The 21,599-nt window shown below is 70.7% G+C and carries 34 protein-coding genes; 10 read left to right on the forward strand and 24 right to left on the reverse strand.

What is annotated here, in order from left to right:
* Window positions 1–11 precede the first annotated feature (11 nt).
* The 9 genes from tolB to ACO2Q0_RS10640 form a co-directional block, all read right to left on the reverse strand.
* Window positions 12–1,298, reverse strand: coding sequence for a Tol-Pal system beta propeller repeat protein TolB (tolB, locus tag ACO2Q0_RS10600; RefSeq protein WP_423351602.1), 1,287 nt, complete (start codon window positions 1,296–1,298; stop codon window positions 12–14).
* A 23-nt stretch (window positions 1,299–1,321) separates the two neighbouring features.
* Window positions 1,322–2,146 carry an energy transducer TonB gene (locus ACO2Q0_RS10605; RefSeq protein ID WP_423351603.1) on the reverse strand — a complete coding sequence of 275 codons (825 nt, stop codon included), beginning with the start codon at window positions 2,144–2,146 and terminating at the stop codon, window positions 1,322–1,324.
* Between the two features lie 5 nt (window positions 2,147–2,151).
* Window positions 2,152–2,640, reverse strand: a complete 489-nt coding sequence (locus tag ACO2Q0_RS10610) for an ExbD/TolR family protein (RefSeq protein ID WP_423351454.1) — start codon at window positions 2,638–2,640, stop codon at window positions 2,152–2,154.
* A 2-nt stretch (window positions 2,641–2,642) separates the two neighbouring features.
* Window positions 2,643–3,344 carry a protein TolQ gene (gene tolQ / locus ACO2Q0_RS10615; protein WP_423351455.1) on the reverse strand — a complete coding sequence of 234 codons (702 nt, stop codon included), beginning with the start codon at window positions 3,342–3,344 and terminating at the stop codon, window positions 2,643–2,645.
* A 55-nt stretch (window positions 3,345–3,399) separates the two neighbouring features.
* Window positions 3,400–3,858: a tol-pal system-associated acyl-CoA thioesterase gene (gene ybgC / locus ACO2Q0_RS10620; protein ID WP_423351456.1), complete on the reverse strand. Its 459-nt coding sequence runs from the start codon at window positions 3,856–3,858 to the stop codon at window positions 3,400–3,402.
* Window positions 3,855–4,880 carry a Holliday junction branch migration DNA helicase RuvB gene (gene ruvB, locus ACO2Q0_RS10625; RefSeq protein WP_423351457.1) on the reverse strand — a complete coding sequence of 342 codons (1,026 nt, stop codon included), beginning with the start codon at window positions 4,878–4,880 and terminating at the stop codon, window positions 3,855–3,857. The genes ybgC and ruvB overlap by 4 nt, the downstream gene beginning before the upstream one ends.
* The gene (ruvA, locus tag ACO2Q0_RS10630) at window positions 4,877–5,491 is read right to left on the reverse strand and encodes a Holliday junction branch migration protein RuvA (RefSeq protein ID WP_423351458.1); all 615 of its coding nucleotides are present in this window, start codon (window positions 5,489–5,491) and stop codon (window positions 4,877–4,879) included. Before ruvA ends, ruvB begins: the two co-directional genes overlap by 4 nt.
* A gap of 95 nt (window positions 5,492–5,586) precedes the next feature.
* Window positions 5,587–6,087: a crossover junction endodeoxyribonuclease RuvC gene (gene ruvC / locus ACO2Q0_RS10635; RefSeq protein WP_423351459.1), complete on the reverse strand. Its 501-nt coding sequence runs from the start codon at window positions 6,085–6,087 to the stop codon at window positions 5,587–5,589.
* 51 nt (window positions 6,088–6,138) lie between these two features.
* Complete coding sequence (locus tag ACO2Q0_RS10640) at window positions 6,139–6,900, reverse strand: site-2 protease family protein (protein WP_423351460.1); 762 nt, start codon at window positions 6,898–6,900, stop codon at window positions 6,139–6,141.
* 115 nt (window positions 6,901–7,015) lie between these two features.
* Here ACO2Q0_RS10640 and ACO2Q0_RS10645 point away from each other — a divergent pair, with 115 nt between their 5' ends.
* Entirely contained in the window at window positions 7,016–7,663 is a 648-nt protein-coding gene (locus ACO2Q0_RS10645) for a hypothetical protein (protein ID WP_423351461.1), read from the forward strand.
* Here ACO2Q0_RS10645 and ACO2Q0_RS10650 read toward each other — a convergent pair.
* Both ACO2Q0_RS10650 and ACO2Q0_RS10655 read right to left on the reverse strand, forming a co-directional pair.
* A complete protein-coding gene (locus ACO2Q0_RS10650; RefSeq protein WP_423351462.1) occupies window positions 7,654–7,812 on the reverse strand; it encodes a hypothetical protein in 159 nt (52 codons plus the stop codon). The two genes, ACO2Q0_RS10645 and ACO2Q0_RS10650, sit on opposite strands and share 10 nt — an antisense overlap.
* Window positions 7,776–8,345, reverse strand: a complete 570-nt coding sequence (locus ACO2Q0_RS10655) for a hypothetical protein (protein WP_423351463.1) — start codon at window positions 8,343–8,345, stop codon at window positions 7,776–7,778. The genes ACO2Q0_RS10650 and ACO2Q0_RS10655 overlap by 37 nt, the downstream gene beginning before the upstream one ends.
* A 124-nt stretch (window positions 8,346–8,469) precedes the next feature.
* Here ACO2Q0_RS10655 and ACO2Q0_RS10660 point away from each other — a divergent pair, with 124 nt between their 5' ends.
* Both ACO2Q0_RS10660 and ACO2Q0_RS10665 read left to right on the forward strand, forming a co-directional pair.
* Window positions 8,470–9,189, forward strand: a complete 720-nt coding sequence (locus ACO2Q0_RS10660; protein ID WP_423351464.1) for a hypothetical protein — start codon at window positions 8,470–8,472, stop codon at window positions 9,187–9,189.
* Window positions 9,186–9,938, forward strand: coding sequence for a metallophosphoesterase family protein (locus ACO2Q0_RS10665; RefSeq protein ID WP_423351465.1), 753 nt, complete (start codon window positions 9,186–9,188; stop codon window positions 9,936–9,938). Before ACO2Q0_RS10660 ends, ACO2Q0_RS10665 begins: the two co-directional genes overlap by 4 nt.
* Here the strand turns inward: ACO2Q0_RS10665 and ACO2Q0_RS10670 are convergent.
* The gene (locus ACO2Q0_RS10670) at window positions 9,935–10,147 is read right to left on the reverse strand and encodes a hypothetical protein (protein WP_423351466.1); all 213 of its coding nucleotides are present in this window, start codon (window positions 10,145–10,147) and stop codon (window positions 9,935–9,937) included. The genes ACO2Q0_RS10665 and ACO2Q0_RS10670 overlap by 4 nt on opposite strands.
* A 166-nt stretch (window positions 10,148–10,313) precedes the next feature.
* Here ACO2Q0_RS10670 and ACO2Q0_RS10675 point away from each other — a divergent pair, with 166 nt between their 5' ends.
* Window positions 10,314–11,483, forward strand: a complete 1,170-nt coding sequence (locus ACO2Q0_RS10675) for a hypothetical protein (protein WP_423351467.1) — start codon at window positions 10,314–10,316, stop codon at window positions 11,481–11,483.
* Window positions 11,484–11,487: 4 nt separating this feature from the next.
* Here the strand turns inward: ACO2Q0_RS10675 and ACO2Q0_RS10680 are convergent, their stop codons facing one another.
* The 4 genes from ACO2Q0_RS10680 to ACO2Q0_RS10695 form a co-directional block, all read right to left on the reverse strand.
* Window positions 11,488–12,039, reverse strand: coding sequence for a hypothetical protein (locus tag ACO2Q0_RS10680; RefSeq protein WP_423351468.1), 552 nt, complete (start codon window positions 12,037–12,039; stop codon window positions 11,488–11,490).
* 7 nt (window positions 12,040–12,046) lie between these two features.
* Window positions 12,047–12,667: a peptidylprolyl isomerase gene (locus ACO2Q0_RS10685; RefSeq protein ID WP_423351469.1), complete on the reverse strand. Its 621-nt coding sequence runs from the start codon at window positions 12,665–12,667 to the stop codon at window positions 12,047–12,049.
* Window positions 12,668–12,676: 9 nt separating this feature from the next.
* Window positions 12,677–13,165 (reverse strand): hypothetical protein, encoded by a 489-nt coding sequence (locus tag ACO2Q0_RS10690; protein WP_423351470.1) that lies wholly within the window; start codon window positions 13,163–13,165, stop codon window positions 12,677–12,679.
* A 71-nt stretch (window positions 13,166–13,236) separates the two neighbouring features.
* Complete coding sequence (locus ACO2Q0_RS10695; RefSeq protein WP_423351471.1) at window positions 13,237–13,380, reverse strand: hypothetical protein; 144 nt, start codon at window positions 13,378–13,380, stop codon at window positions 13,237–13,239.
* A gap of 109 nt (window positions 13,381–13,489) precedes the next feature.
* Between ACO2Q0_RS10695 and ACO2Q0_RS10700 the strand changes: the two genes are divergently transcribed.
* The 5 genes from ACO2Q0_RS10700 (at window position 13,490) to ACO2Q0_RS10720 (ending at window position 14,971) form a co-directional block, all read left to right on the forward strand.
* Window positions 13,490–13,765 (forward strand): hypothetical protein, encoded by a 276-nt coding sequence (locus ACO2Q0_RS10700; RefSeq protein ID WP_423351472.1) that lies wholly within the window; start codon window positions 13,490–13,492, stop codon window positions 13,763–13,765.
* Window positions 13,762–13,986 carry a hypothetical protein gene (locus ACO2Q0_RS10705; RefSeq protein ID WP_423351473.1) on the forward strand — a complete coding sequence of 75 codons (225 nt, stop codon included), beginning with the start codon at window positions 13,762–13,764 and terminating at the stop codon, window positions 13,984–13,986. The genes ACO2Q0_RS10700 and ACO2Q0_RS10705 overlap by 4 nt, the downstream gene beginning before the upstream one ends.
* 69 nt (window positions 13,987–14,055) lie before the next feature.
* On the forward strand, window positions 14,056–14,427 hold the full coding sequence (locus ACO2Q0_RS10710) for a hypothetical protein (protein WP_423351474.1): 372 nt from the start codon (window positions 14,056–14,058) through the stop codon (window positions 14,425–14,427).
* On the forward strand, window positions 14,427–14,699 hold the full coding sequence (locus ACO2Q0_RS10715; protein WP_423351475.1) for a DUF5985 family protein: 273 nt from the start codon (window positions 14,427–14,429) through the stop codon (window positions 14,697–14,699). The genes ACO2Q0_RS10710 and ACO2Q0_RS10715 overlap by 1 nt, the downstream gene beginning before the upstream one ends.
* A complete protein-coding gene (locus ACO2Q0_RS10720; RefSeq protein WP_423351476.1) occupies window positions 14,696–14,971 on the forward strand; it encodes a DUF5985 family protein in 276 nt (91 codons plus the stop codon). Before ACO2Q0_RS10715 ends, ACO2Q0_RS10720 begins: the two co-directional genes overlap by 4 nt.
* 5 nt (window positions 14,972–14,976) lie before the next feature.
* On the opposite strand, the gene ACO2Q0_RS10725 is transcribed toward ACO2Q0_RS10720, so the two are convergent.
* The 7 genes from ACO2Q0_RS10725 to ACO2Q0_RS10755 form a co-directional block, all read right to left on the reverse strand.
* On the reverse strand, window positions 14,977–15,447 hold the full coding sequence (locus tag ACO2Q0_RS10725; RefSeq protein ID WP_423351477.1) for an SRPBCC family protein: 471 nt from the start codon (window positions 15,445–15,447) through the stop codon (window positions 14,977–14,979).
* A 121-nt stretch (window positions 15,448–15,568) separates the two neighbouring features.
* The gene (locus ACO2Q0_RS10730; RefSeq protein ID WP_423351604.1) at window positions 15,569–16,609 is read right to left on the reverse strand and encodes a sensor histidine kinase; all 1,041 of its coding nucleotides are present in this window, start codon (window positions 16,607–16,609) and stop codon (window positions 15,569–15,571) included.
* Window positions 16,606–17,043: a response regulator gene (locus ACO2Q0_RS10735; RefSeq protein WP_423351478.1), complete on the reverse strand. Its 438-nt coding sequence runs from the start codon at window positions 17,041–17,043 to the stop codon at window positions 16,606–16,608. The genes ACO2Q0_RS10730 and ACO2Q0_RS10735 overlap by 4 nt, the downstream gene beginning before the upstream one ends.
* Window positions 17,040–18,524 (reverse strand): sensor histidine kinase, encoded by a 1,485-nt coding sequence (locus ACO2Q0_RS10740; RefSeq protein WP_423351479.1) that lies wholly within the window; start codon window positions 18,522–18,524, stop codon window positions 17,040–17,042. The genes ACO2Q0_RS10735 and ACO2Q0_RS10740 overlap by 4 nt, the downstream gene beginning before the upstream one ends.
* Window positions 18,525–18,573: 49 nt before the next feature.
* Complete coding sequence (locus ACO2Q0_RS10745) at window positions 18,574–19,275, reverse strand: MgtC/SapB family protein (protein WP_423351480.1); 702 nt, start codon at window positions 19,273–19,275, stop codon at window positions 18,574–18,576.
* Between the two features lie 61 nt (window positions 19,276–19,336).
* A complete protein-coding gene (locus ACO2Q0_RS10750; RefSeq protein WP_423351481.1) occupies window positions 19,337–19,540 on the reverse strand; it encodes a hypothetical protein in 204 nt (67 codons plus the stop codon).
* Window positions 19,540–20,286 (reverse strand): YebC/PmpR family DNA-binding transcriptional regulator, encoded by a 747-nt coding sequence (locus ACO2Q0_RS10755; protein ID WP_423351482.1) that lies wholly within the window; start codon window positions 20,284–20,286, stop codon window positions 19,540–19,542. The genes ACO2Q0_RS10750 and ACO2Q0_RS10755 overlap by 1 nt, the downstream gene beginning before the upstream one ends.
* Window positions 20,287–20,421: 135 nt before the next feature.
* Between ACO2Q0_RS10755 and ACO2Q0_RS10760 the strand changes: the two genes are divergently transcribed.
* Complete coding sequence (locus ACO2Q0_RS10760) at window positions 20,422–20,649, forward strand: hypothetical protein (protein ID WP_423351483.1); 228 nt, start codon at window positions 20,422–20,424, stop codon at window positions 20,647–20,649.
* On the opposite strand, the gene ACO2Q0_RS10765 is transcribed toward ACO2Q0_RS10760, so the two are convergent.
* Window positions 20,646–21,590, reverse strand: coding sequence for a hypothetical protein (locus ACO2Q0_RS10765; protein WP_423351484.1), 945 nt, complete (start codon window positions 21,588–21,590; stop codon window positions 20,646–20,648). The genes ACO2Q0_RS10760 and ACO2Q0_RS10765 overlap by 4 nt on opposite strands.
* Window positions 21,591–21,599 lie beyond the last annotated feature (9 nt).

Below are 21,599 nucleotides of genomic sequence, written 5' to 3' on the forward strand. Positions count from 1 at the left end.
TTGGGCGCAAGCTAGTTCAGCAGCGGCGACCAGGCCGGGTCGGACCCGGATCCGGGATAGGGCATGGGCTGCAGCACCCGGCCCGTCACATCGACGCTCCACAGCCGGGGCGCCCCGCCCGCCGTTTCGCGCGAGAACATCAGCACACGCCCATTGGGCGCCCAGGTGGGCCCCTCGTCCAGATAGCTGGAGGTGAGCAGGCGCTCGTCCGAGCCGTCGGGGCGCATGACGCCGATGTGGAACTGGCCGCCCGCCTGCTTGGTGAAGGCGATGAACTCGCCGGTCGGGCTCCAGACGGGGGTGGTGTAGCGGCCCTGACCGAACGAAATCCGGCGCGGGTTCGCCCCATCGGACCCCATCACATAGAGCTGCGGCGAGCCTGACCGGTCGGAGTTAAAGACGATGCGGGCGCCGTCGGGCGAGAAGGACGGCGAGGTGTCGATGGATGGGTCGGACGTCAACCGGGTCGAGGCGCGGTTCGCAAGGCTCATGACGTAGATGTCGCTGTTGCCGCCGCGCTCGACCGAGAACGCCACACGCCCGCCATCGGGGGAGAAGCGCGGCGCGAACACCATGCCCTGGAAGCTGCCAAGGCTCTCGCGCCGGCCGCTGTCCAGGTTGAACAGGTAGATCGCCGAGCCTTCGGGGCGCAGCGACATGTAGGTGATCTCCTGGCTGTTCGAGGAGAAGCGCGGCGTCATCACGATGTACGAGCCGTCGGTGAGGTAGCTGGGGTTGGCGCCGTCCTGGTCCATGATCGCCAGCCGCTTGACCCTCTTGGCGCGCGGGCCGCTTTCGGCGACGAACACGACCCGGGTGTCGAAATAGCCCTTCTCGCCGGTCAGCCGTTCATAGACCGCGTCCGAGATCTTATGGGCGACGCGCCGCCAGTTCTCGGGGCTGGAGGTGAACTGCAGTCCGAGGAGCTGCTGCTCGGCATAGACGTCCCACAGGCGGAAGTCGACGCGCAGGCGGCCGCCTTCCACCGTCACCTGACCGTTCACCAGCGCCTGGGCGCTGATCTGCTTCCAGGAGGCGAACTGCGGCTGTACCGCGATGTTGATGTCGCGCTCGACGAACCCGGCCGGGTCCAGCGGCCGGAACAGGCCCGAGCGCTGCAGGTTCGCGCTGATCACCTGGGCGATATCGGCGCCCTGCTGGCCGCCGAACGCCGGCACCGCGATCGGCAGCGGCTGGACGTCGCCGCGGTTGACGTTGACCTCGATCTCGGCCCGCGCGGCCGGCGCGGCCAGGCTGACGGCGAAGAGACAGGCCAACAACATCATCAAGGGGCGCATGGCGAGGTTCCGGACGGTTCTGGTCATCGTGAGGCGCAGGCTTCCCGGGCGTTGAAGTTCACGGCGATGCGCTGACCATAGTAGTCGCGCGACAGGCCGCGGAAGGGCGAAGCGGCATAGACGGCGCGCTCGGCGCGCTCGGCGGAGGCCTGGGCGACGGGCGTTCGCGGTCCGCGGATCTCGGACGCGACCTGGCCGACGAGCTGGCCGCCCGAGCCGATGTTGAAGACGACGCGGACGACGACGTCGCGGCCGCCTTCCACCTCGCAGTTGGGATTCCAGCGGCGCTGGAGCTCCTGCACCAGGCCCTGCATGTCGGCGCCGGCCGCGAGGCCCGAGCCCGCCGTGTTGCGCGGCGTGGTCGAAGTCTCGGCCCGGTTCTGCCCCTTGGGGGCCGGCGAGGGGCGGCCGCCCGCGGGGCGCGACTTCGAGAGGGTCTGCTCCAGGCTCGCGAAGAAGTCCTGGCTGGCGTCGGCCGCCTTCGAGGAGGGCTTTGGAGGCGGCTTGGGCGTGGGCGCAGCCTTCGGTGCCGGCGTCGGCGGGGCGGCCTTGGGCGTCGGGGTAGTCCTGGGCGTCGGCTGCGGCGGGGTGGGCGGCGCGGGCTGGGGCTGCGGGACAGGGACCTCCGGCGTGGCCGGGGCGTCCGGGACCGGCGTTTCGGCAAGCGCCGTCTGTTCGGTCGGGCCCTCGATCGCCGGCCGGGTGTCGAAATCGGGGGCGCTGGAGACGATGGTCACCGGCGTGACCGCGCCGACTTTCAGGTCCCGGGCGCCCCAGGAGATCATCAGCGCGGCGGCCACGCCCGCGTGCAACGCGAGCGAGCCGATGGCCGCCGGAGAGACCTCCATACGCCTCACGGGTTCGCGGGCTCCTCGATGCCGGAGGAGGGGCCGCCCGTGTCGGTGATCAGATTGATGGTGGAGAAGCCCGAGGTGGAGAGCGAGGCCATGACCTGGGCCACGATGGCGTAGGTCGCGCGGCCGTCGGCGCGGACGTAGATCGGCCGCTTGGTGTCGCCCTCTGTCATCGCCTGGAGGCGGGGCGCCAGGGTGGCGAGCGGGACCGGGTCCTCGCCGATGTAGATGCCGCCGTCGGCGCGGATGGAGATGGTGACCGGCTCGGGCTGGTCCTGCATGGCGCCCGCCTCGGTCTTCGGCAGTTCGACGGGGACGCCGGCGGTGAGTAGCGGGGCGGAGATCATGAAGACGATCAGCAGCACCAGCATCACGTCGACGAGGGGCGTGACGTTGATCTCCGACAGCGCACCGCGGCGGCCGCGGCCGTAGCGGCGGCGGCGCTTGGCCCCGCCCGCGGCGAAGGCGTCGTTGGCCGACAGCGCCATTTCTACGCCCGCTCCGCCAGGCGGCGCTGGATGGCGGTGGAGAGGTCGTCGGCGAAGCCTTCCAGCCGCGCCGTATATTTACCCGCGGAAGTAGAGAAGGCATTAAATGCAATGTAAGCGGGAATCGCGGCCGCGAGGCCGATGGCGGTGGCGAACAGCGCCTCGGCGATCGAAGGCGCGACGATCGCCAGGGAGGTGTTCTTCTGGATGGCGATGGCCTGGAAGGAGTTCATGATCCCCCAGACGGTGCCGAACAGGCCGACGAACGGCGAGGCGGTGGCGACGATGGCGAGCGCGCCGAGGCCGCTTTCGACGCGGGCGCTTTCGCGGGCGATGGTGGCGTCCAGGTGGCGGTCGATGCGCTGGATGAGGAAGGCCACCTGGCCCTCGCTGATCTGGCCCTTCTGGCGGGCGTCGCGCCATTCCTTCAGGGCGCCCTGGAGCATGCGCGGCAGGGCGTGGCGGGGCCGCTCGCCGGCCTCGGCGGCGACGTCCTCCAGGCTGCGGCCGGAGGCGACCTGGTCCTCGAACTTCGTCGCCTCGCGGTTCAGGGCCGAGAAGCGGAACAGCTTGTCGAGGATGATGGTCCAGGACCACAGCGAGGCCGCGGCGAGGCCGATCATGACCAGCTTCACGACCCAGTCGGCCTGCATGAACAGGTGGACGGCGTTGAAGCTTTCGGGAGTGACGGCGGCCGGGTCCATCGCGGTCCTTCTCTTGGGGTCGAACGAGGGTGCTTGGCGGGGTTCGGTGGCGAACTTATGGCGCTGAAAACAGCGGCTTGAGCCGGTCGACGAGACCGGGCGGCGGACGCCGCGCGCGGCCGGCCAGATCGATGCAGGCGGCCTCGACCCGGGCCTCGGCGATGAGCTCCTCGCCTCGCAGGATCCGCTGGCTGACGAAGAGCCTCGGGCCCTTTACCGCGTCGTAGGTGGTGCGGACGGTGAGCGCGTCATCGATCCGCGCGGCGCGCTTGAAGTCGATGGCCATGTGGGTGACCGCGAATGCGGCCGGCTCGGGCAACTCGGCGAGCGCCTTGTGGCCGATGCCGCACACCCGCAGGAAATCGCTCCGGCCGCGTTCGAAATAGCGCAGGTAGTTGGCGTGATAGACCACGCCGGTGAAGTCGGTGTCCTCGTAGTAGATGCGGACCGGCAGGACGTGTTCGCGGCCTTCCAGCCAGCCGGCGGACGGTTCCGTCTCGACCCTCGCGCTCATTTGTCGAACAGGTCGGCCGGCGGGGCCGCTCCTCTGGGGGCCTGGAGGCCCAGGTGCTCGTAAGCCTTGGCGCAGGCGACGCGGCCGCGCGGCGTGCGCTGGATGAAGCCCTGCTGCAGCAGGAACGGCTCGATGACGTCCTCGACGGCGTCGCGCGCCTCGGCGATGGCGTAGGCGAGCGTCTCCACCCCAGCCGGGCCGCCGGCGTAGTTCTCGATCAGGGCGCGCAGGTAGCGGCGGTCCAGCGCATCCAGCCCGAACTCGTCGACGTCCAGGCGCGCGAGCGCGGCGGCGGCGGCCTTGCGATCGATCACCGCCGCACCGTCGGCCGAGGCGAAGTCGCGGACCCGGCGCAGCAGCCGGCCGGCGACGCGCGGCGTGCCGCGGGCCCGGGCGGCGATCTCGCGAGCGCCGCTCTCGTCCAGAGGCGCTCCCATCTTGCGGGCGGCGCCCAGCAGCACGTGGGTGAGCTCGTCGTGGGTATAGAACTCCAACCGGATCGGGATGCCGAAACGGTCGCGCAGCGGGGTGGCCAGCAGGCCGGCGCGGGTGGTCGCGGCCACCAGGGTGAAGGGCGCGAGGTCGATGCGCACTGACCGCGCCGACGGGCCCTCGCCGATCACCAGATCCAGGACGTGGTCCTCCATCGCCGGATACAGGATCTCCTCCACATTGGCCGCGAGGCGGTGGATCTCGTCGATGAAGAGGACATCGCGCGGTTCGAGGTTGGTCAGGATGGCGGCGAGGTCTCCGGCCTTGGCCAGGACCGGGCCGGAGGTGGCGCGGAAGTTCACGCCCAGCTCGCGGGCGACGATCTGGGCGAGCGTGGTCTTGCCGAGGCCGGGCGGCCCGAACAGCAGCACGTGGTCCAGCGCCTCGCCGCGGTTGCGGGCGGCGTCGATGAAGACCGAGAGGTTGGCCTTGGCCTGCTGCTGCCCGACGAATTCGGCGAGCGTCTGGGGGCGCAGGGCGCGGTCGGCCGGCTCGAACGTCCCGGGTTCGCCGGACACGAGCCGCGTCATCGGCCGAGCTCCTGCAGGGCGGCCTTGATCAGGGCCGGCGGCTCGGCGTCTTCCCCGAGGCGGAGCGCGGCGCCTTCGACCACCCGGCGCGCCTGCGGCTCGGCGATGCCCAGGCCCATTAGCGCGGCGACGGCTTCACCGGCCGCCGAGGGCTGGGCGGGCTGGGCCGGCGAGATCTGGGCATGGAAGGCGGCGACGGGGCCGTCGGAGATCGGCTTGTCCTTCAGCTCGACGACGATCCGCTGGGCGAGCTTGGGTCCCACGCCGTTGGCGCGGGCGACGGCGGCCTTGTCCTCGCGGGCGACCGCGGCGGCGAGCTCCGGCGGCGACAGCACGTCCAGCACCGACAGCGCCGCCTTCGGGCCCACGCCCTGGATGGTGCGCAGGATGACGAAGGCTCTACGTTCGTCGCGGCCCAGGAAGCCGTAGAGGGTGACGCCGGTCTGCTCGCCGAACACGCTCTCCACGTGCACGACGGTTTCCTCGCCGATCGCCGGCAGGCGCGACAGCGTGCGCGAGCCGCAGCGCACCACATAGCCCACGCCCATGACGTCGATCAGGGCCTCTTCCTCGCCGACCTCGGCGACGATGCCGCGCAGGCGTCCGATCACGGCGTGCGCTCCAGTTCAGAGAGGGGGCGAATCACGTTCGGCATGCGTTCCCGCTGAAGTAACGCGCAGGCGTGCGGAGGGGAATCGTCGAAGCGTCAGGCGACGCGCCGTGTGGTGCGGGCGTGAGCATGGGCGATGGCGACGGCGAGCGCGTCGGCGGCGTCTGCGGTGGTCTTGCCGGCGGTTGGCAGCAGGCGCGCGATCATCCAGCCGACCTGGGACTTGTCGGCCCCGCCCGTGCCGACCACGGCCTTCTTCACCACGGTGGCCGCGTACTCCGCCACGGGCAGACCGGCGCGGGCCGGCGCCACCAGCGCCATCGCCCGGGCGTGGCCGAGCTTCAGGGCCGAGCGCGCATTGTCGTTCATGAATGTCTCCTCGACCGCCGCCTCGTCGGGCCCGTGTTCGGCGATCACCGCCTCGATGCCGGAGAGCAGGCAGAGCAGCCGCTCGGCGAAGGGGAGGGTGTCCTTCGGGGCGATGACCCCGTGGGCGACGTGGATCAGGCGCGCGCCCTCGCAGGCCACGACGCCCCAGCCGGTGCGGCGGAGGCCCGGGTCGAGGCCCAAGATGCGGACGGGTCGAATCGCGTTCATCGTCTGTTCCAGCATGCCGCAGCTAACCGGCGAATGCTTGCCGAAAGATGATCAGCGCCAGAACTGGAAGCTGTCGAAGCCGCGGACGATGTCGATGCGCGAGACGCCGAATGCTGCGGCGATGTCGGCCGCGAAGCCGAAGAACGCGCCGCCGACGCCCGGCAGCAGCAGGAGGGCGACGATCAGCAGGATCATCGACACGCCCTCGGCCTTGCGCAGCGCCGGGTCCCAGCGCCCCGGCAGGAAGGGCCGGATGGCGTTGAAGCCGTCGAGGCCGGGGATCGGCAGCAGGTTCAGGATCAGGGCCGTGGCCTGCAGGAAGGCGAGCAGCGCCAGCGCCTCCGCCAGCGGCGCGGGCCAGGCGGCCCGCGAGACCAGCGCCAGCAGGACCAGCATGACCAGCGTCGCGGCCGGGCCGGCCAGCGAGGCCGCCGCTCGCCAGGCGGGGCTGCGCATCAGGTCATGGCGCAGATAGACCGCCCCGCCGGGGAAGCCGATGCCGCCCAACGCCAAGGCGATCAGGGGGATCACCAAGCTGGTCCCGAGGTCGCCGTAGCGGCGCGGATCGAAGGCGAGATAGCCTTTGTCGCGAACCGTGGTGTCGCCGGCGAGATACGCGACGGCGGCGTGGCCGAACTCGTGCGCCATAACCGCCAGGACCCAGCCCAGCATCACGAAGCCGAACGTGAGCGGCCCGAGCGTTGCGGCCGATCCGGTGGTGACGAGCCCCACGCCGAGCGCCAGGAAGCCCAACAGGATGGCGACGCCGATCAGGTTGTTGGGGCGCGGAGCTGCGCCAGAGAGATCCGACATGCTGGCCATGAACCCAACAGCTACTGACATTCGATCGGAAGAGCACGCTCTTCCAAGCCCGAGATAGAGATGTTCTTAATTTGTTCTCAACGATCCGATGCGCTACTCTGCTGACATGGCTCATACGGATCGCCCCCAGGCCGTGCGCACCCTGGCCCCGCAAGCGGCGCCGCCCGGCATCTACGCCTCGAAGTTCGACTGGGACGTGGCCGCCCGTATCGTCGAGCGGGTCGCGGCGGGCGAAAGCCTGCGGTCGCTTTGTCGAAGCGACCCGGCCATGCCCACGGAAAAGACCGTCTGGAACTGGCGCAGGGCGCGACCGGAGTTCGACGAACTGATGGACGTCGCCAATCGGGTGGCGCGCGCCAGAAGCCTGGCGGTGCAGGCCCGCCGGGACGAAGCCAAGCGGGCGGCGAAGGCCGAGGCGCGGCGGGCGCGCGGCTTCAAGCCCATTCCGCCATGGCCGGACGGCTATTCGCAGACGATGGTGGATGCGATCTGCGACCGGCTGGTCATGGCCGAAAGCCTGCAGTCGATCTGCCGCGACCCCGCGATGCCTAGCGTGGGGACGGTGTACAACTGGCTGCGCCGCTATCCCGAGTTCGTAAAGCAGTACCGGCTCGCCAAATCGCTCAGCCGAGACGTGCTCGTCGACCAGGCCGTGCATCGGGCTTCGGCGACAGGCGGGCTGCGCGCGGCGCGCAAGGTGCTGAAGGCGTGTGAACGGCGGATCGGCCACCTCGCCCCGACGCGCTACGGCTGAGCCGGCGGCTCGAAAGCCTCGGCGGGGACGTCGCGGTGCTCGACGGCTTCGACGACGCCGTTGTCCACCACCGCCCCGTCGGGCGTCTTCACGACCGCCCGGAAGGCGACCTTCACCGGGCCGACCTGCCGATAGTCGGAGAGCTCCACCGTGACCGGCTGGGCGCCGCGGTCGACGATCCGCGCGGCAAGGCGGTCTTGCGATCGAACCACAGCTCGAAGGCGCGACCGCCGGCGGGTTCGATCTCCACGACGTCGAAGGCGGGGTCGACCCCGATCCTCAGCACGGCGCGCGAGGGAAAGCGCTGCGGAAAGAAGTGGCCGTTGTTGCTGACGTAGGCGGTGGTGATCGCCTCACGCACCGCCTCCGGATCTCGGGAGACCTTCGGCGCCTGGCCGGGTGCGGCGTCCCAGACCTGTTCGCCGTCGAAAGCATGCACCCGCACCTGGCCAGCCACCGTGTTCTCGAAACGAAACGCGAGGCGTCGGAAGTCGAGGGCGGTCTCGTACCGCACAGGCCCGTGCGTCCCGCGCTCCCACGATCCGGTCAGGCGGTCCCAGGCGGCGCCGCCGCTCGCCGACCTGGCCTGCGCGAGCACGCGGGCGGCGTCCGGCGACACCTGGCCTAGGGCGGCGGCTGGCGCCAACAGGCTCAGGGCGGCGGCAAGGGCCATCGGCGTCATGGCGATCTCCAGTCCCGGCTACACGCCACGCTCAAGCTTCGACGGAATTGTGGCGCGGCGGGATCGAACCTTCGCTGAAGTCATTCCTCTGTCCGGAGTAATTCGACATGCGGATGGAGCACGCATGAACGACAACGCGGCCTGGCCCGATCCAGGACGTCCACGCAGCGTCTCGGGCGACCTGGAGGAGATCTTCCGATCCGCCCCGCAGGGTGGAGGCGGGCGCGCGGGCGGCCGCGTGCGCAGCATCGCCGCCGCGGGAGAAGGCGCGCGCGAGCGGCGGCCGGCGCGCATCGGGGCGCTTGCGGCCACGGCCCTGGTCGGGCTGGCGCTGGGCGCCGCGATCGCGCGGCCCGGGAAGCTCGCGCCCGAAGCCGAGGCCAAGCTTGCCGCCGCGCCTGCTCCGCAGCAGGTCGCCAGGATCGACGTGCCGCCCGTGACGCCGCCGCCGTCCGTCACCGCGCCCGCGCCTCAGCCCGTCGCGACGGCGGAGCCGAAAGCTGCCGCGGTCGCCGACCCCGAACCCCGACCGACGCGACGCGCGGCGGCGAAGGCCGAGCGCCGGGAGACCACCCGGGCCAGCTCCGGCCGCTACCCTTGCAACGGACTGACCCGTTCGGCCGAGGCGCGCTGCGCCTATCCGGCCGTGATGGCGGCCGACCGAAACCTCCGCGCCGCCTACAGCCGCGCCGTGCGCGCCGGCGTGCCGCGCAGCACCCTGGTGGACTACCGCAGCCGCTGGGCCAGCCTGCGCTACCGCGCCGACGACCAACCGGCCAAGGTGATCTACGGCTATCGCGCCATGGCCCGCGACCTCGATCGTCTTTCGGGGGCGCGCACGTGAAGCCCGGCACGGACGGCGAGCTGGTCTATGCCGTGGGCGATGTCCACGGCTGCTACGACCTGATGAAGACCCTGCTGGCGAAGATCGCCGCGGACTCCGCCGCAAGGGCGCGAGGGCGGCGGCCGATCCTGATCTTCCTCGGCGACTACGTGGACCGCGGTCCGGAGTCGGCGAAGGTGCTGGAGGCGCTGATCTGGCTGAGGCGTCGGCCGGACCTTGAGGTGCGGCTGCTCAAGGGCAACCACGAACAGGCCATGCTGGCCTTCCTGGACGCGCCCGAGGCGAACGCGGCGTGGCTGCGCTGGGGCGGGGCCGAGACGCTGCAGGCCTACGGGGTCGCGCCACCGACAGGCGAGGAAGGACCGCTCGCCGTCCTGCGCGCCCGCGACGAGCTCCTGCAACGGATGCCGGCGGGACACCTGCTGCTGCTGCAGCGCCTGGAGCTGATGGTGGCGGTGGGCGACTACGCCTTCGTCCATGCCGGCGTGCGCCCTGGCGCGGCCTTGGCCCAGCAGACGGAACAGGACCTGCTCTGGATCCGCGAAGGCTTCCTCGACGCCGTCGGCCCGCATGAGAAGGTGATCGTCCACGGCCATACCTGGCTGGACGAGCGGCCGCGGCTCGGCGAACACCGCCTGGGCGTCGATACCGGCGCCTACCGGACCGGCGTGCTCACCGCCGTCCGCCTGGACGGCGTGGAATGCGAGGCGCTGCAGGCGGGCGAGGCCTGGGCGCGATCCGAAGCCTAGTCGTTCCGGAAGTAGCCGTTCCAGTCCGGTTCGCCCCGCAGGCGACGAATGACGCGCTGCATCCGCGGGCGGGTCAGCAGCCAGGCCAGCCAGCCGGCGGCGAGCGCCAGGCTGATCAGGGCGCTCTGCAACAGCACATAGGACCCGATCAGCAGGATCAGGGTCGTGACGGCGCAGAATAGGATGGCCCTGACGTCGCGTGCGCGCATGCGGCTTCTCGATCCCCCTGCGGAGCCGGTCCCTCGCCGTCATAACGTCGGAACCCCGACAGTTGCTCCCGTGAAACACTCTTGAGATTGCGAGCAACGTTCCGGAATCGTAAGTTCGGTATGAACGAAGCCGCGACATGCGGAAAAGACATCGGGGAGCTGAAACGTGAAACGCGCCGCCATCCTGTTCCTGGGCACCGCCCTCTGTGTGGCGCCGTTGGCGCTGACGGCGACCGCCGCCTCGGCGGCCGAGCCGGCGAAGGCTGCGAAGGCCGCTTACAAGGCGCCGCGCAATGCGTTCGGCCAGCCGGACATCGCCGGCTTCTGGACCAACAACACCATGACGCCGATGACGCGGCGCGCGCAGTACGGCGACCGGCTCGTCTTCACCCCGGAAGAGGTGAAGAAGATGGAGGCTCAGGCCGAGCAGGAGGTGGAGGAGGGCAACCAGCCGACCGATCCGAACGCCCCGGCCGAAGCCCGCCGCGAGAGCTCGAACCTGCGTCCCGAATTCGCCGCCGCCGGGGGCGACGTGGGCGGCTACGACCGGGGTTGGCTGGATCCGGGCCACAGCGTCATGCGGGTGAACGGCGAGCCGAGGACCTCGCTGCTGACGACGCCGAACGGACAGTTCCCGCCGCGCAAGCAGGGCGCCCCGCCCGTGCCGGGCTTCGGCGGCGGCCGTGGCGGGATGGGCTCGTTTGACAGCTATGAGACCCGCTCCATGGGCGAGCGCTGCATCATCGGCTTCGGTCGGAACGGCGGCCCGCCGATGTTCCCGAACGGCTTCTACAACAACAACTACGAGTTCATCCAAACCCCGGACACCGTCGTGATCCAGGTCGAGATGAACCACGACCTGCGGGTCATCCGACTGAACGCCAAGCACCGGACGGACGGCGTGCGGCCCTACTTCGGCGACTCCATCGGCTGGTGGGAGGGCGACACCCTGGTCGTCGAGACCACCAACATCCCGAAGAGCCAGCAGTTCGCCGGATCGTGGGAGAACCTGAAGGTCACCGAGCGCTTCACCCGCGTGGGCAAGAGCCGCCTGCACTACCAGTTCACGGTCGACGACCCGACGATCTGGGAGAAGCCGTGGGGCGGCGAGTACGAGTTCGCGCCGCTGGCCGGGCGGATCTTCGAATACGCCTGCCACGAGGGGAACTACGCCCTCCCGGGCATCCTGGGCGGCGCCCGGGCCGAGGAGCAGGCGGCCGCCGAAGCCGCCGCCGAGAAGGCCAAGGCCGAAGCCGGCGCGGCCAAGGCCGGCGGCAAAGCCAAGGGCAAGAAGGCCGAGGCCGCTCCCGCCAAGGCGCCGGCCGCCGGCGAATAGAGCCTCAGCCCAGGCCCACAAGCTGAAGGAAACTGACGACGCTTACGGCCAGGCCGTGGGCGTCGTTTTCCGTTGGGCGGGCCGCGATCATCAGCGGGAGCACGATCCACGATCCGGGGAACGCGAGCGGCCGGGCCTCGGGCAGGCCCGCCAGATGCGGGCACAGGCGGTGCGAGCGCTCGGCGCAGGCCCGGTGCAGCGGCGCGATGGCGCCGGCGTCGAGCAGGCGGCTGGCGTCGTCCAGTCCCGGCGGCAGCAGCGCGCCGAGGCCGCGGGCCCGCAGGGCGCCGGCGGTGGTGCGCCTGCCCGTCAGGGTGACGCGGTCGGCGCCCCTGGTCGGCTTGCCGCACATCGGGCAGAGCATCTCGGCCACCGAGCGGCGCTGGCGGACCAGGTGGTTGCGAGAATAGAGCGGGCGGCCCTCGCCTGGCCGCTCGGCCTGATCCACCGCCAGCCGGCCGCCGACCGAGGGGCAGCGATGGACGCCGAGGTGCTCCTCGCCGCTCCAGGCGGTCACCCAGGGAACGTCGCGGCCGACGACCAGGCGGCTGGGCATGACCGCCTCAGCCCACCCGGCGTACGCTGCGGATGCGCACCGGTTTCACCAGCATCTCGCCCTTCATGGCGCCGACGCCGGCCTTCGGATCGACCGGAAGGCCGAGGATCTTCTGGGCCACGTCCAGGCCCTCGACCACACGGCCGAAGGCGGCGAAGCCAGGAGTCTTCTTCGGATCCTTGGGATCGGCGTCGAGGTAATCCTGGTCGCCGATGACGATGAACCAGTCGGCCTGGGCCGTGCCCGGCGCGTGCCGGCCCATGGAGATCACGCCGTTGGTATGCTTGATCCCGGTCTGGGTAGTGGGCTCGTGGGCGACGGGCGGCAGCACCTTCTTGGGATCATTCTGCAGGCCGCCCTGGATCACGCCGTAGTCGTTGGCGGCGTAGCCCGGCGGCTTCGAAGCCCGGTAGAAGCTCGCCCCGTCGAACAGGCTGCGGTCGACGTACTTCAGGTAGTTGGCGACGGTCTTGGGCGCCTTGTCGGCATAGAGCTCGAGGACGATCGCGCCCTCCGCGGTGTCGATGCGGACCTTGGGATTGGGCTTGGGCGCAGCGTCCTGGGCCGTGCTGGCGGCGGAGACGGCGAGGGCGGCGGCGAGGCCCAGCAGGGCGCGGCGGATCATCATGGCCGAAGCTTATGCGGGCCGGCGGCAGCGGACCAGGGTGTCGGTCTGGGCGAGGACGCGAAGGCCGCCGCCGATCCGCGCGAAGGTGGACAGCCGCTCGGCGCAGCTCTCGCGTATGCGGCCTGCGGTGGTCACGCGGGTGCGGACGAAGGCCTGGAGCGCACCGCCGCGGCCGGCGGCGCCGATCGCCACCTTGCGCACCTCCACCGCCTCGCGGACCTGCGACTTCGCGAGCGTCCGGCCGAGCTGGTCCCGCGCCTGACGCACGGTCGCCTGGCCGTAGGGGATCAGCTGGTTGTTCGACCCGAGCGCCTGCTGGGTGAAGACGGCGCTGGGCGCGAAGGTGGCCAAGTAGCCGTCGAGGTCGCCGGCGTTCAGGCGCGCGGCCTGCCGGGCGACCAGCGCCCGGGCGTCCGCCTCGGTGAGCGGAGCGTCGGCCCGAGCGGGAAGAGCCAGGACGGCGGCGAGGATCAAGGCTGAGGCGGCGGGCTTCGGCATGCTGTCCTTGCGTAGAGTCCTCCGCTCGCGCCGACGTTCCGATGCTCCGCGGTCCTGGCGCTGACGGCGCGTCAGGTCAGCGACTGGAGCAGCCAGGCGGCGAGGGCGGTGACGACGCTGCCCACGAGGGCGCCGCGGACGAACGCGCCGTTTCGCTCCCACCAGATCCTGCGGGCGCGCATGCGCTGCGCGCGGTCGACCTTGCGTCTCTGCATCTTCCCTCCCGAGGCGGCCTTTTCTAACCCGGCGGGCGCGGCGAGGGGAACCTTGGCCTTGGCTCAGGTGTTGGGGACTGAAGGGAAATTCCGAAGCCAGGAGAAGTTCATGCGGATGGCGCTCATCCTCGCCGCGGCCGGTCTCGTCAGCCTCGCCGCCTGCGACCGCTCTCCCCAGAATGCGGACGGCGCGACGGCGGCGGGCGACGCCGGGACTGCGGCGGCGACCGCGAACGGGACGGTCGCCGACACCGGCAACGACAACGCCGGCGCCGACATCGGCGGCGCGGGCCAGCTCGCCGAGCCCGGCGGCGCGACCGACGCGGGCGACGCCACCTCGCCGAAGACCGACGCGGGCGACGCGAACGCGCCGAAGAGCCAGTGAGCCTGCGCCTGCTGATCGCCACGGGCGTGGCGCTGGGCGGTCCGCTGGCCATCGGCGCCTGCGCGGGCTCCCAGGCCGCCGCGCCCGCCGAGGTGAAGTCGGTGGTCCTCGACGAGGGATCGCGCCAGGCCGCCCAGGCGGTGGCCGCGCGCGAGGGCGACAGCAAGGATGCGCTGGACGCCGCGCCCGCCGCGGCGACGACGGAATCTCCGCGCCGCTGACATCTTGGGGTTGATCGACGGGCTTCAGACCTTAGGGTCCGTGGCCTTCCGGTCGGGGGGAACTGAGACTTGTCCGACAAACCCGAGCTGGCCGCCTTCGTGCGCGAGCACATGCGCTCCGTCTGGGCCGTCGAGCTCCTGCTGCTGTTGAAACGGGATCCCGACCGCCGCTGGGCGGCGGCCGATCTCGTGCGCGAGCTGCGCGCCTCGACCCCCTTGGTCAGCGACAACCTGCAGCGCTTCGAGCGCAGCGGCCTCGCGGTCCGGGAAGACGGAGATCTTTGGCGCTATGCGCCCGCGCTGCCAATGCTGGACGACCTGGCAGGACAGCTGGAGCTGGCCTATCGCGAACGCCCGGTGAGCATCATCAACATCATCGCGACGCCGCCGGACCCGGTGCAAGGTCTCGCCGACGCGTTCAAGTTCCGGGGGGACAAGTGATGACGGAGATGGGCGGAGCCCTCGTCTATTCGCTGTGCCTGCTGGCCAGCGCGCTCTGCGCCGGCCTGCTGCTCCGGGCCTGGCGCCAGAGCCGGTCGCGGCTGCTGTTGTGGACCGCGATCGCGTTCGTGTGCCTGGCGCTGAACAACCTGTTCCTGGTGCTGGACATGGTGATCTTCCCGGAGGTGTTCCTCTGGCCCTGGCGGCAGGTCACGTCGCTGGCGGCGGTGGCGGTGCTGCTCTACGGGTTCATCTGGGAGGCCGAGCAATGAACCTCGATCCGGCCCTGCGCGGCTTCTTCGCCGGCTCCGTGACCCTCGGCTTCCTGATCGCGGTGGTGTTCTTCCTGAAGTTCTGGCGCCGCACGCGCGATCCGCTGTTCCTGACCTTCGCCGCGGCCTTCGGCCTGCTGGCGGTGAACCAGGCGGCGCCGCTGGTGTTCGACATCCCGCGCGAAGACCAGGCGCCGGTCTATCTCCTGCGCCTGGCCGCGTTCGGACTGATCATCTGGGCGATCCTGCGGAAGAACCTCAGCCGGAGCTGAGGCCGTCAGGGCGCTTCGGCGATGCCGACCATGGTCTTGAGCCAGCCGCCGGACATCGCCGCGCGGCGCGTCTTGTTGGCCTCGCGCTGCTCGGCCGGGATCGAGGCCTGATCGAAGAACAGCGTGTAGACGATCTTCGAGGTCTTGGCGTCGACGGGGCGGACCTCGACCGTACCGTGGTACAGGATCTTCGGGTCGATATCGGCGTAGGTGTAGGAGAGCGGCGTCGTGGCGACGATCACCTCCTCGACCCGCCCGGCGATCTTGCGCAGCGCCCCGACCTCGCGGTCCGTCCCCTGGGTGATCTCGCAGGTGGTCTTCAGCCACGCGCCGATGTCGCAATAGCCGCCGACCTTCTTCCAGACCACGGCGGCCGGCGCCTTCACCGGAGCCTCCTGGACGATGGAGACATAGTCGCCGGCGTTAGCGGCGACCGGCGCGGCGAGCAGGGCCGCGGCCAGGATGACGGCTTTCATTTGGTATCCCCCCGTTTCGAAACTCTGGTTCGGATTACTCTGAGCCATGGCCACGCCGCCGCCAAGGGGGACGCGAGGTCAACCTGGAGCGCGGGTCAGCCCGGCCCCCGGGGGCCGGGGATCAGGCCGGGACGCGGACGACGGCGCGCACGCCGCGGTGGCCGGGATCGTAGGTGAGGTCGGCGCGAAGGCTCTTGGCCATGGCGGCGATCAGCCGCCCGCCAAGGCCCGTCCCCATCGGCGCCGCGCCCGGCGTCATGCCGCGGCCCTGGTCCTCGACGGTCAGGACGACGGCGCCCGGAGCCTCGGTCAGGCCGACCCGGACCTCGCCCGCTTCGGAGGGGCCATAGGCGTATTTGCAGGCGTTGCTGACCAGCTCGTTGACGATCACGCCCAGGGAAATCGCGCGGTCGGTCTGAAGCTGGACGGGGTCGACGCCAAGGACCAGCCGCCGCGGCGCGCCCGGCGCGGAGAACGTCTCCTCCAGCTCGCGGACCATGGCCTCGAGGTAGGGCTGCATGTCGACCGCCTCGACGTTGTCGGCGGTGTAGAGCCGCCGGTGCACTTGGCCGATGGCGGCGATGCGGCGCTTGGTGTCCTCCAGGGCCGCGCGGGCGGCGGGATCGGCCACATGCGAGGCCTGCATGTGGACCATGCCCATGACGAGCTGCAGGCTGTTGGCGACGCGGTGGTTCACCTCGCGCAGCATCACCTCCAGCCGCTGATGACCGGCGCGAAGCGCGGCCTCGGCCTCGGCATGCTCGCGACGCAGCCGGACCTGCTCCATGGCGTGGGCGAAGGCGTTCTCCAGGAGATCGAAGAAGTCCTCGCCGACCGTCTTCACGACATAGTCGGCGGCGCCGGCCTTGAGGGCGTCCACCGCGACGCGCGTCTCTTCCGAGCCGGTCACATAGACGATCGGCGGCGGGTCCTGGATGGTGGTCAGGATGGCCTGCAGGGTGGTGAAGCCGCCCTGCCCGGGCATGTAGTGGTCGAGGGCGATGACGTCGAAGTCGCCGCTGCGCGCGAGCTCCAGGCCCTGCTCGCCGTCGGACGCCAGGGTGACGTCGTAGCCGCGACGGTCCAGCGCCTTGCCGACGAGGCGGCGCAGGCCCTCGTCGTCGTCGACGTAGAGGACGCGGCAGCGGCGACCGGTCGTCAGTTTTCGATCTCCGGCACCTGGATAACCGACAGGAAGAGGCCGAGTTGGCGGATCGCCTCTGCGAAGGCTTCGTAGGCCACCGGCTTGGTGATGTAGACGTTGCAGCCCAGGTCGTAGCAGCGCTGGATCTCGACCTTGTCGTCGGTGGTGGTCAGCACCACGACCGGCGTGCGTTTCAGCCGGTCGTCCGACTTGATGCGGGCCAGGATGTCGGTGCCGCTCATGTCCGGCAGGTTCAGGTCGAGCAACACCAGGGCGGGGCCCTCGACGTAGTCGTTGGCCTGCTCGCCCAGGTAGGCCAAGGCCGATGTGCCGTCTGCGAAGTGCCGGATCGCATTGGCGATGCCGGCGCGGCGGATGTTCTTCTCGATCAGGCGCGCATGGCCTTCGTCGTCCTCGACCATGACGATCGTGACGTGACGTTGTTCGCTCATGCCGCAGCCCCCTCGAGCGTCAAGATGAGCGGCAGAGAAACCCGGAACGTCGCCCCTTGGTCAAGGGCGGAGTCGACAGTGACCAGTCCGCCCAGCCGATAGGCCAGCGCGCGGACATGGGCGAGGCCGATTCCTTCGCCCGGCTGGTCCTGGGTCCCGGAGCGCCGGAAGAGTTCGAAGATCCGCTCGTGGTCCTTGGGATCGACGCCGCGCCCGTTGTCCCGAATCTCGAAGATCGCGCGCCCGTGCTGGACCTGGCCGCGCACGACGATGCGCCCGGGACGACCGGGCTTGAGGTACTTCAGGGCGTTCTCGACCAGGTTGGAGAAGATCTGCTCCAGCGCCAGCCGGTCCGTCAGCACCGGCGGCAGGCCGGGACTGACGACGATCTCGGCGCCCAGTTCGTCGCTGCGGTGCTTCAAGCTGTCGGCGATGCCGTTCAGCACCGCCTGGGTGTCGACGCGTTCCGGCGTCAGCACGCGTCGGCCCTCGCGTGAGAGGCGCAGGATGGCGTTGATCAGCCGGTCCATCTTCTGGGTCGAGGTGCGGATGAAGCCGATCGCCTCGGGCAGGTCCTCGCGTACGGCGAGCCTGGCGTCGGGGGTCACGAGGTCCGGCGCCTGAGCCTCCGCGCGCTCGATCATCTGGGCAAGCGGCTTGGTCGCCGCCTCCAGCTCGCTGGTGAAGCCCATCACATTGACCAGCGGCGAGCGCAGGTCGTGCGAGACGATGTAGGCGAAGCGCTGGATCTCGTCATTGGCGCGCTGGAGGTCCGCGGTGCGCGCGGTCACCTCCTCCTCCAGCCCTTCGTTCAGCCGCCGGAGCTGGTCGCGTGAGGTGGCCAGGTCGCGGGTGAAGCGGACGATCGTCCAGACCGAGCCTGCGCCGACGACCGCCAGCAGCACGCCGGCGGCCATCAGCATCCGGAACAGGGTCCGCAGGGCTGCGCGGCGGTCGGCGTCGCGCTCGTCGAGGAGGCGCTGCTCCTCCTGGGTCATCATTTCGGTCAGGTCGCGGATTTCGCGGGTGGCGAGCACCGCCTGGTCCAGTTCGAAGTCGTCGGGCGCGCCACCGCCGGCCCGGGTGCGCGCCAGGGATTCGCGGATGGCGCCGAGCTGGCGGGCCATCAGGTTCTCCAGCCGCAGGACGTTCGTCCGCTGCCGCGGGTTGTCCGCCGTCAGTTCGCGGATGCGGTCGAGCTGGCGCGGCAGCGCCCGGGCGGTGACGTTGTAGGTCTGCTCGAAGCTGCGCTCGCCCGCCAGCATGTAGCCACGCCGGGCGGTTTCGACCCGCTCCGTCAGGATGTCGAAGTCGGCGATGGCGTCCTGCACCTGATAGGTGTGCGAGACGAGTTCGGTGTAGGCGACGTTCCGCTGCAGCACGAGGGCGGCGGCGATCCCCACCGCGACGAGCGTCGCGAAGCCGAGCAGGAAGGCGGCGACGACCAGCCGGTTGACCAGTCTTTGGGAAAGCGCGGGCATTGCGGCATCTGCAAAGCCAGCCTGGGCGCCGTCAAGCGGCTCGTCGACGTCAGTCGTTGCGAGGCACGATCTCGAAGCGCAGCACGCGCGCGTCGTCGCACAACGCCTCGGCGAGGGCGCGCGTCTGGACGTTGCTCGGACCGCGCAGGGTGGCGCCCAGTTCGATCGCGCCGCCCGCGCCCACCAGCTTGTGGCGAACCGACCGCGGCTTCAGCTTCAGTCGGGTCATCAAGGCCTGGAAGTCGTCCTCGGGAAAGACGCCATCGCGGCGGTAGCGAACCGTCACATCGATGATGTTGCTGGCGGGCATGTGCTCGTCGATCCAGCGGAAGCCCACGAGGACGACGACGGTGGCGACGGTGCCGCCCAGCGCCAGGCCGTAGGAGGAGACCCCGTAGAGCGTGCCGAGCGCCGAGGTGACCCACAGCGAAGCCGCCGTCGTCAGCCCGTGGACGGAGAGACCCTGCCGGAAGATGACGCCGCCGCAGAGAAAGCCGATCCCCGTGAGGATGCCGTGCGCCATCCGCACGGGATCGATGCGGATGACCTCCATCGGCGTCGTGCGGACCCATTCGGTCTGGTGGACAGCCGCGAGCATCAGCAGGGCCGAGGCCAGGCAGACGAGGGTGTGTGTCCGAAGCCCCGCCGGGTGGCCGCGCGCTTCGCGCTCCAGGCCGATCAGGCTTCCGGCCAAGGCGGCGCTGAGAAGCGGCAGGACGTACCGGGTCAGGGTCTCCGAGGTGAGCTCCATGCGCGAACTACTCCGATGGCGGAGCAGAATAGCGCAAAGCGGGCGATCGCGTTTCCGGTCCTCAAAGGAACATCGGCACGACGTAGAGCGCCGCAACGATGGCCGCGACGGCGGCCAGGATCAGGCCGGCGCGCGGGTTGGAGCCGAGGAAGCCCTCGGCCGGACGCTTCGGCTTCGGCGGCGGCCGGCGCCTGGCCTGCTCCCGCGCCTTCTTGTAGCGGCGCAGGTCTGTGATCCGGGGATCGTCCTCCGGGCGCCTGGCCATCAGCCCGCCAGCTTCTCGAGCTCGTCGGCCGCGATGTCGGCGTTGAAGTAGACGTTCTGCACGTCGTCCTCGTCCTCCAGAGCGTCGACCAGCTTCATGAGCGTGGCCACGGCTTCGCCGGTCACCGGCGTCAGGGTCTTCGGCCGCCAGGCGATGCTGGTGGACTTGGCGGGGCCGAGCGCCGCTTCCAGGGCCTGGGCCACTTCGTTCAGGGCGTCGAAGGCGGTCCAGACGGTGTGGCCGTCCTCGTCGGACTCGACGTCGTCGGCGCCGGCCTCGATGGCGGCTTCCATCACCTTGTCTTCCGAGCCCGCCTCGGCGCCGTAGACGATCTGGCCGACGCGATCCCACATGAACGCGACCGAGTTGGTCTCGCCGAGGTTGCCGCCGTTCTTGGTGAAGATCGCCCGCACGTTGGCCGCCGCGCGGTTGCGGTTGTCGGTCAGCGCCTCGACGATCACGCCGACGCCGCCGGGACCGAAGCCCTCGTAGCGGATCGCCTCGTAGGTCTCGGCGTCGCCGCCCATCGCCTTCTTGATGGCGCGATCGATGTTGTCCTTCGGCATGGACTCAGCCTTGGCGTTGTTCACGGCCAGGCGCAGGCGCGGATTCATGTCGGGATCGGGCATGCCGCTCTTGGCGGCCACGGTGATCTCGCGGGAGAGCTTGGAGAACAGCTTGGAGCGGGCGGCGTCGGCGCGCCCCTTCCGGTGCATGATGTTCTTGAACTTTGAGTGTCCGGCCATCGTCCGTCAGGTCAGCTTGAGAAAAGGAGGTCGGCCCGGCTTCTACCCCGAAGGCGGGTGATGGCGGAACCCCTCCTTGGGGAACCTGGGCCGGGCGGACGGGTTAGGCGAGACAGCGCAGCCGGAGGTGCCGCCATGAGCCTGCCGATCGACGACATTCTGCCGGAAGAGCCGAACGGCGAGATCGTTCACTGGATGGACGCCGGACCGCAGAGGGCGGTGAGCGGCGGCGCGCCCACGGCGGCGACCGCATTCCTGCTGGGGATCGCCGCCGCCGCGGGCGGCTACTTCCTGTGGCGCTACCTCGCGCCGCGCCGCGAGGGCCTGCCGCCCTGGCGTTGGGGCCGCGGCCCGGCGCACTAGAGTCCCGCCATCGCCTTGCCGCAGGCGGCGGTGTCCGCCTCGGTCATCCCCTGGCGCAGCTGCAGCCGGCGGATTTCGCGATCCTCATCGGCATAGGGCCAGTAGCGGATGGTCCGCTTGCGGCCGCGCGCGTCGATGGTGACCGCCACCACCTCGTGGGTGGTGTCGCCGGGCGTCAGCATCAGGCTCTCCAGCTTCATGCCGTTGCGCAGGCCGCTGACCCAGGCGGGCCCGCCCCGGCGCACGCCGCGCACCGTCTTGGCCGCCTGTGAGCCCGCGGGGTCGAAGCCGGTGTCGAAACCGTGGGTGAGCGTCGTCGTCGAGATGAGGCAGCCGCCGAACATCGTCTCGGGCGGCGTCATCCGCTCGCGTCCGGCGATGTAGCGGGCGACATCGCTGCGCAGGTTGAGCTGGGCGCCGCCCCAGGCTGCGTTCAGCAGCCGGTCGAGGAAGCCGGTGGTCTCGGCGGGGACCTGGGCCCGACGGTCATGGGCGGCCTTCATGACATCGTCCAAGTCCTGGCCCGAGCCCTTCTGGCGGATGTCCTCGTCCCACTTCAGCGCCAGCAGCATGGCGCGGGCGGCGCTCGGCTGGGAGGGCGCGGCGTCGTAGGCCTTGAGCGCGGCGTCGAATTCTTGGGCGGCGTCCTCGGGCGTGGCGAGGCCCGCGCGCAGGCGGGCGCGAACGGCGAGGAAGTCTCCCACACCCTCGGCGATCCAGCCGTTCTGTGGCTCGGGCGTCGACGGCGGAGCGGCCAGGCTCCAGACCCAGCCGCGCATCCGCTCACGGGCGACACCGGCACGCGCCTCGGGCGCGGCGTCCTTCGCCGCCGGCAGGATCACCGCCAGGTACGGATCGACGGGCGGAGGCGGCGGCTTGATCTCGGGCGCGGATGCGCAGGCGGACGCGAGCAGGACGAAGGCGAGGGCGACACGACGCATGACCCCGAG

Source organism: Phenylobacterium sp. VNQ135 (genome assembly GCF_049445735.1).
In the GTDB taxonomy this organism is placed as follows: Bacteria; Pseudomonadota; Alphaproteobacteria; order Caulobacterales; family Caulobacteraceae; genus Phenylobacterium.

What these genes read in the sequence shown, in the direction of transcription:
- ACO2Q0_RS10695 (WP_423351471.1), bottom strand. Translation starts at nt 13,380, where the DNA reads ATGCAGAGACGCAAGGTCGACCGCGCGCAGCGCATGCGCGCCCGCAGG.
- ybgC (WP_423351456.1), bottom strand. Translation starts at nt 3,858, where the DNA reads ATGAGCGCGAGGGTCGAGACGGAACCGTCCGCCGGCTGGCTGGAAGGC.
- ACO2Q0_RS10760 (WP_423351483.1), top strand. Translation starts at nt 20,422, where the DNA reads ATGAGCCTGCCGATCGACGACATTCTGCCGGAAGAGCCGAACGGCGAG.
- ACO2Q0_RS10640 (WP_423351460.1), bottom strand. Translation starts at nt 6,900, where the DNA reads ATGTCGGATCTCTCTGGCGCAGCTCCGCGCCCCAACAACCTGATCGGC.
- ACO2Q0_RS10725 (WP_423351477.1), bottom strand. Translation starts at nt 15,447, where the DNA reads ATGAAAGCCGTCATCCTGGCCGCGGCCCTGCTCGCCGCGCCGGTCGCC.
- ACO2Q0_RS10690 (WP_423351470.1), bottom strand. Translation starts at nt 13,165, where the DNA reads ATGCCGAAGCCCGCCGCCTCAGCCTTGATCCTCGCCGCCGTCCTGGCT.
- ACO2Q0_RS10655 (WP_423351463.1), bottom strand. Translation starts at nt 8,345, where the DNA reads ATGACGCCGATGGCCCTTGCCGCCGCCCTGAGCCTGTTGGCGCCAGCC.
- ACO2Q0_RS10660 (WP_423351464.1), top strand. Translation starts at nt 8,470, where the DNA reads ATGAACGACAACGCGGCCTGGCCCGATCCAGGACGTCCACGCAGCGTC.
- ACO2Q0_RS10765 (WP_423351484.1), bottom strand. Translation starts at nt 21,590, where the DNA reads ATGCGTCGTGTCGCCCTCGCCTTCGTCCTGCTCGCGTCCGCCTGCGCA.
- ACO2Q0_RS10685 (WP_423351469.1), bottom strand. Translation starts at nt 12,667, where the DNA reads ATGATGATCCGCCGCGCCCTGCTGGGCCTCGCCGCCGCCCTCGCCGTC.
- ACO2Q0_RS10680 (WP_423351468.1), bottom strand. Translation starts at nt 12,039, where the DNA reads ATGCCCAGCCGCCTGGTCGTCGGCCGCGACGTTCCCTGGGTGACCGCC.
- ruvB (WP_423351457.1), bottom strand. Translation starts at nt 4,880, where the DNA reads ATGACGCGGCTCGTGTCCGGCGAACCCGGGACGTTCGAGCCGGCCGAC.
- ACO2Q0_RS10670 (WP_423351466.1), bottom strand. Translation starts at nt 10,147, where the DNA reads ATGCGCGCACGCGACGTCAGGGCCATCCTATTCTGCGCCGTCACGACC.
- tolQ (WP_423351455.1), bottom strand. Translation starts at nt 3,344, where the DNA reads ATGGACCCGGCCGCCGTCACTCCCGAAAGCTTCAACGCCGTCCACCTG.
- ACO2Q0_RS10715 (WP_423351475.1), top strand. Translation starts at nt 14,427, where the DNA reads ATGACGGAGATGGGCGGAGCCCTCGTCTATTCGCTGTGCCTGCTGGCC.
- ACO2Q0_RS10645 (WP_423351461.1), top strand. Translation starts at nt 7,016, where the DNA reads ATGGCTCATACGGATCGCCCCCAGGCCGTGCGCACCCTGGCCCCGCAA.
- ACO2Q0_RS10700 (WP_423351472.1), top strand. Translation starts at nt 13,490, where the DNA reads ATGCGGATGGCGCTCATCCTCGCCGCGGCCGGTCTCGTCAGCCTCGCC.
- ACO2Q0_RS10755 (WP_423351482.1), bottom strand. Translation starts at nt 20,286, where the DNA reads ATGGCCGGACACTCAAAGTTCAAGAACATCATGCACCGGAAGGGGCGC.
- ACO2Q0_RS10605 (WP_423351603.1), bottom strand. Translation starts at nt 2,146, where the DNA reads ATGGAGGTCTCTCCGGCGGCCATCGGCTCGCTCGCGTTGCACGCGGGC.
- ACO2Q0_RS10745 (WP_423351480.1), bottom strand. Translation starts at nt 19,275, where the DNA reads ATGGAGCTCACCTCGGAGACCCTGACCCGGTACGTCCTGCCGCTTCTC.
- ACO2Q0_RS10720 (WP_423351476.1), top strand. Translation starts at nt 14,696, where the DNA reads ATGAACCTCGATCCGGCCCTGCGCGGCTTCTTCGCCGGCTCCGTGACC.
- tolB (WP_423351602.1), bottom strand. Translation starts at nt 1,298, where the DNA reads ATGCGCCCCTTGATGATGTTGTTGGCCTGTCTCTTCGCCGTCAGCCTG.
- ruvC (WP_423351459.1), bottom strand. Translation starts at nt 6,087, where the DNA reads ATGAACGCGATTCGACCCGTCCGCATCTTGGGCCTCGACCCGGGCCTC.
- ACO2Q0_RS10735 (WP_423351478.1), bottom strand. Translation starts at nt 17,043, where the DNA reads ATGAGCGAACAACGTCACGTCACGATCGTCATGGTCGAGGACGACGAA.
- ACO2Q0_RS10610 (WP_423351454.1), bottom strand. Translation starts at nt 2,640, where the DNA reads ATGGCGCTGTCGGCCAACGACGCCTTCGCCGCGGGCGGGGCCAAGCGC.
- ACO2Q0_RS10750 (WP_423351481.1), bottom strand. Translation starts at nt 19,540, where the DNA reads ATGGCCAGGCGCCCGGAGGACGATCCCCGGATCACAGACCTGCGCCGC.
- ACO2Q0_RS10740 (WP_423351479.1), bottom strand. Translation starts at nt 18,524, where the DNA reads ATGCCCGCGCTTTCCCAAAGACTGGTCAACCGGCTGGTCGTCGCCGCC.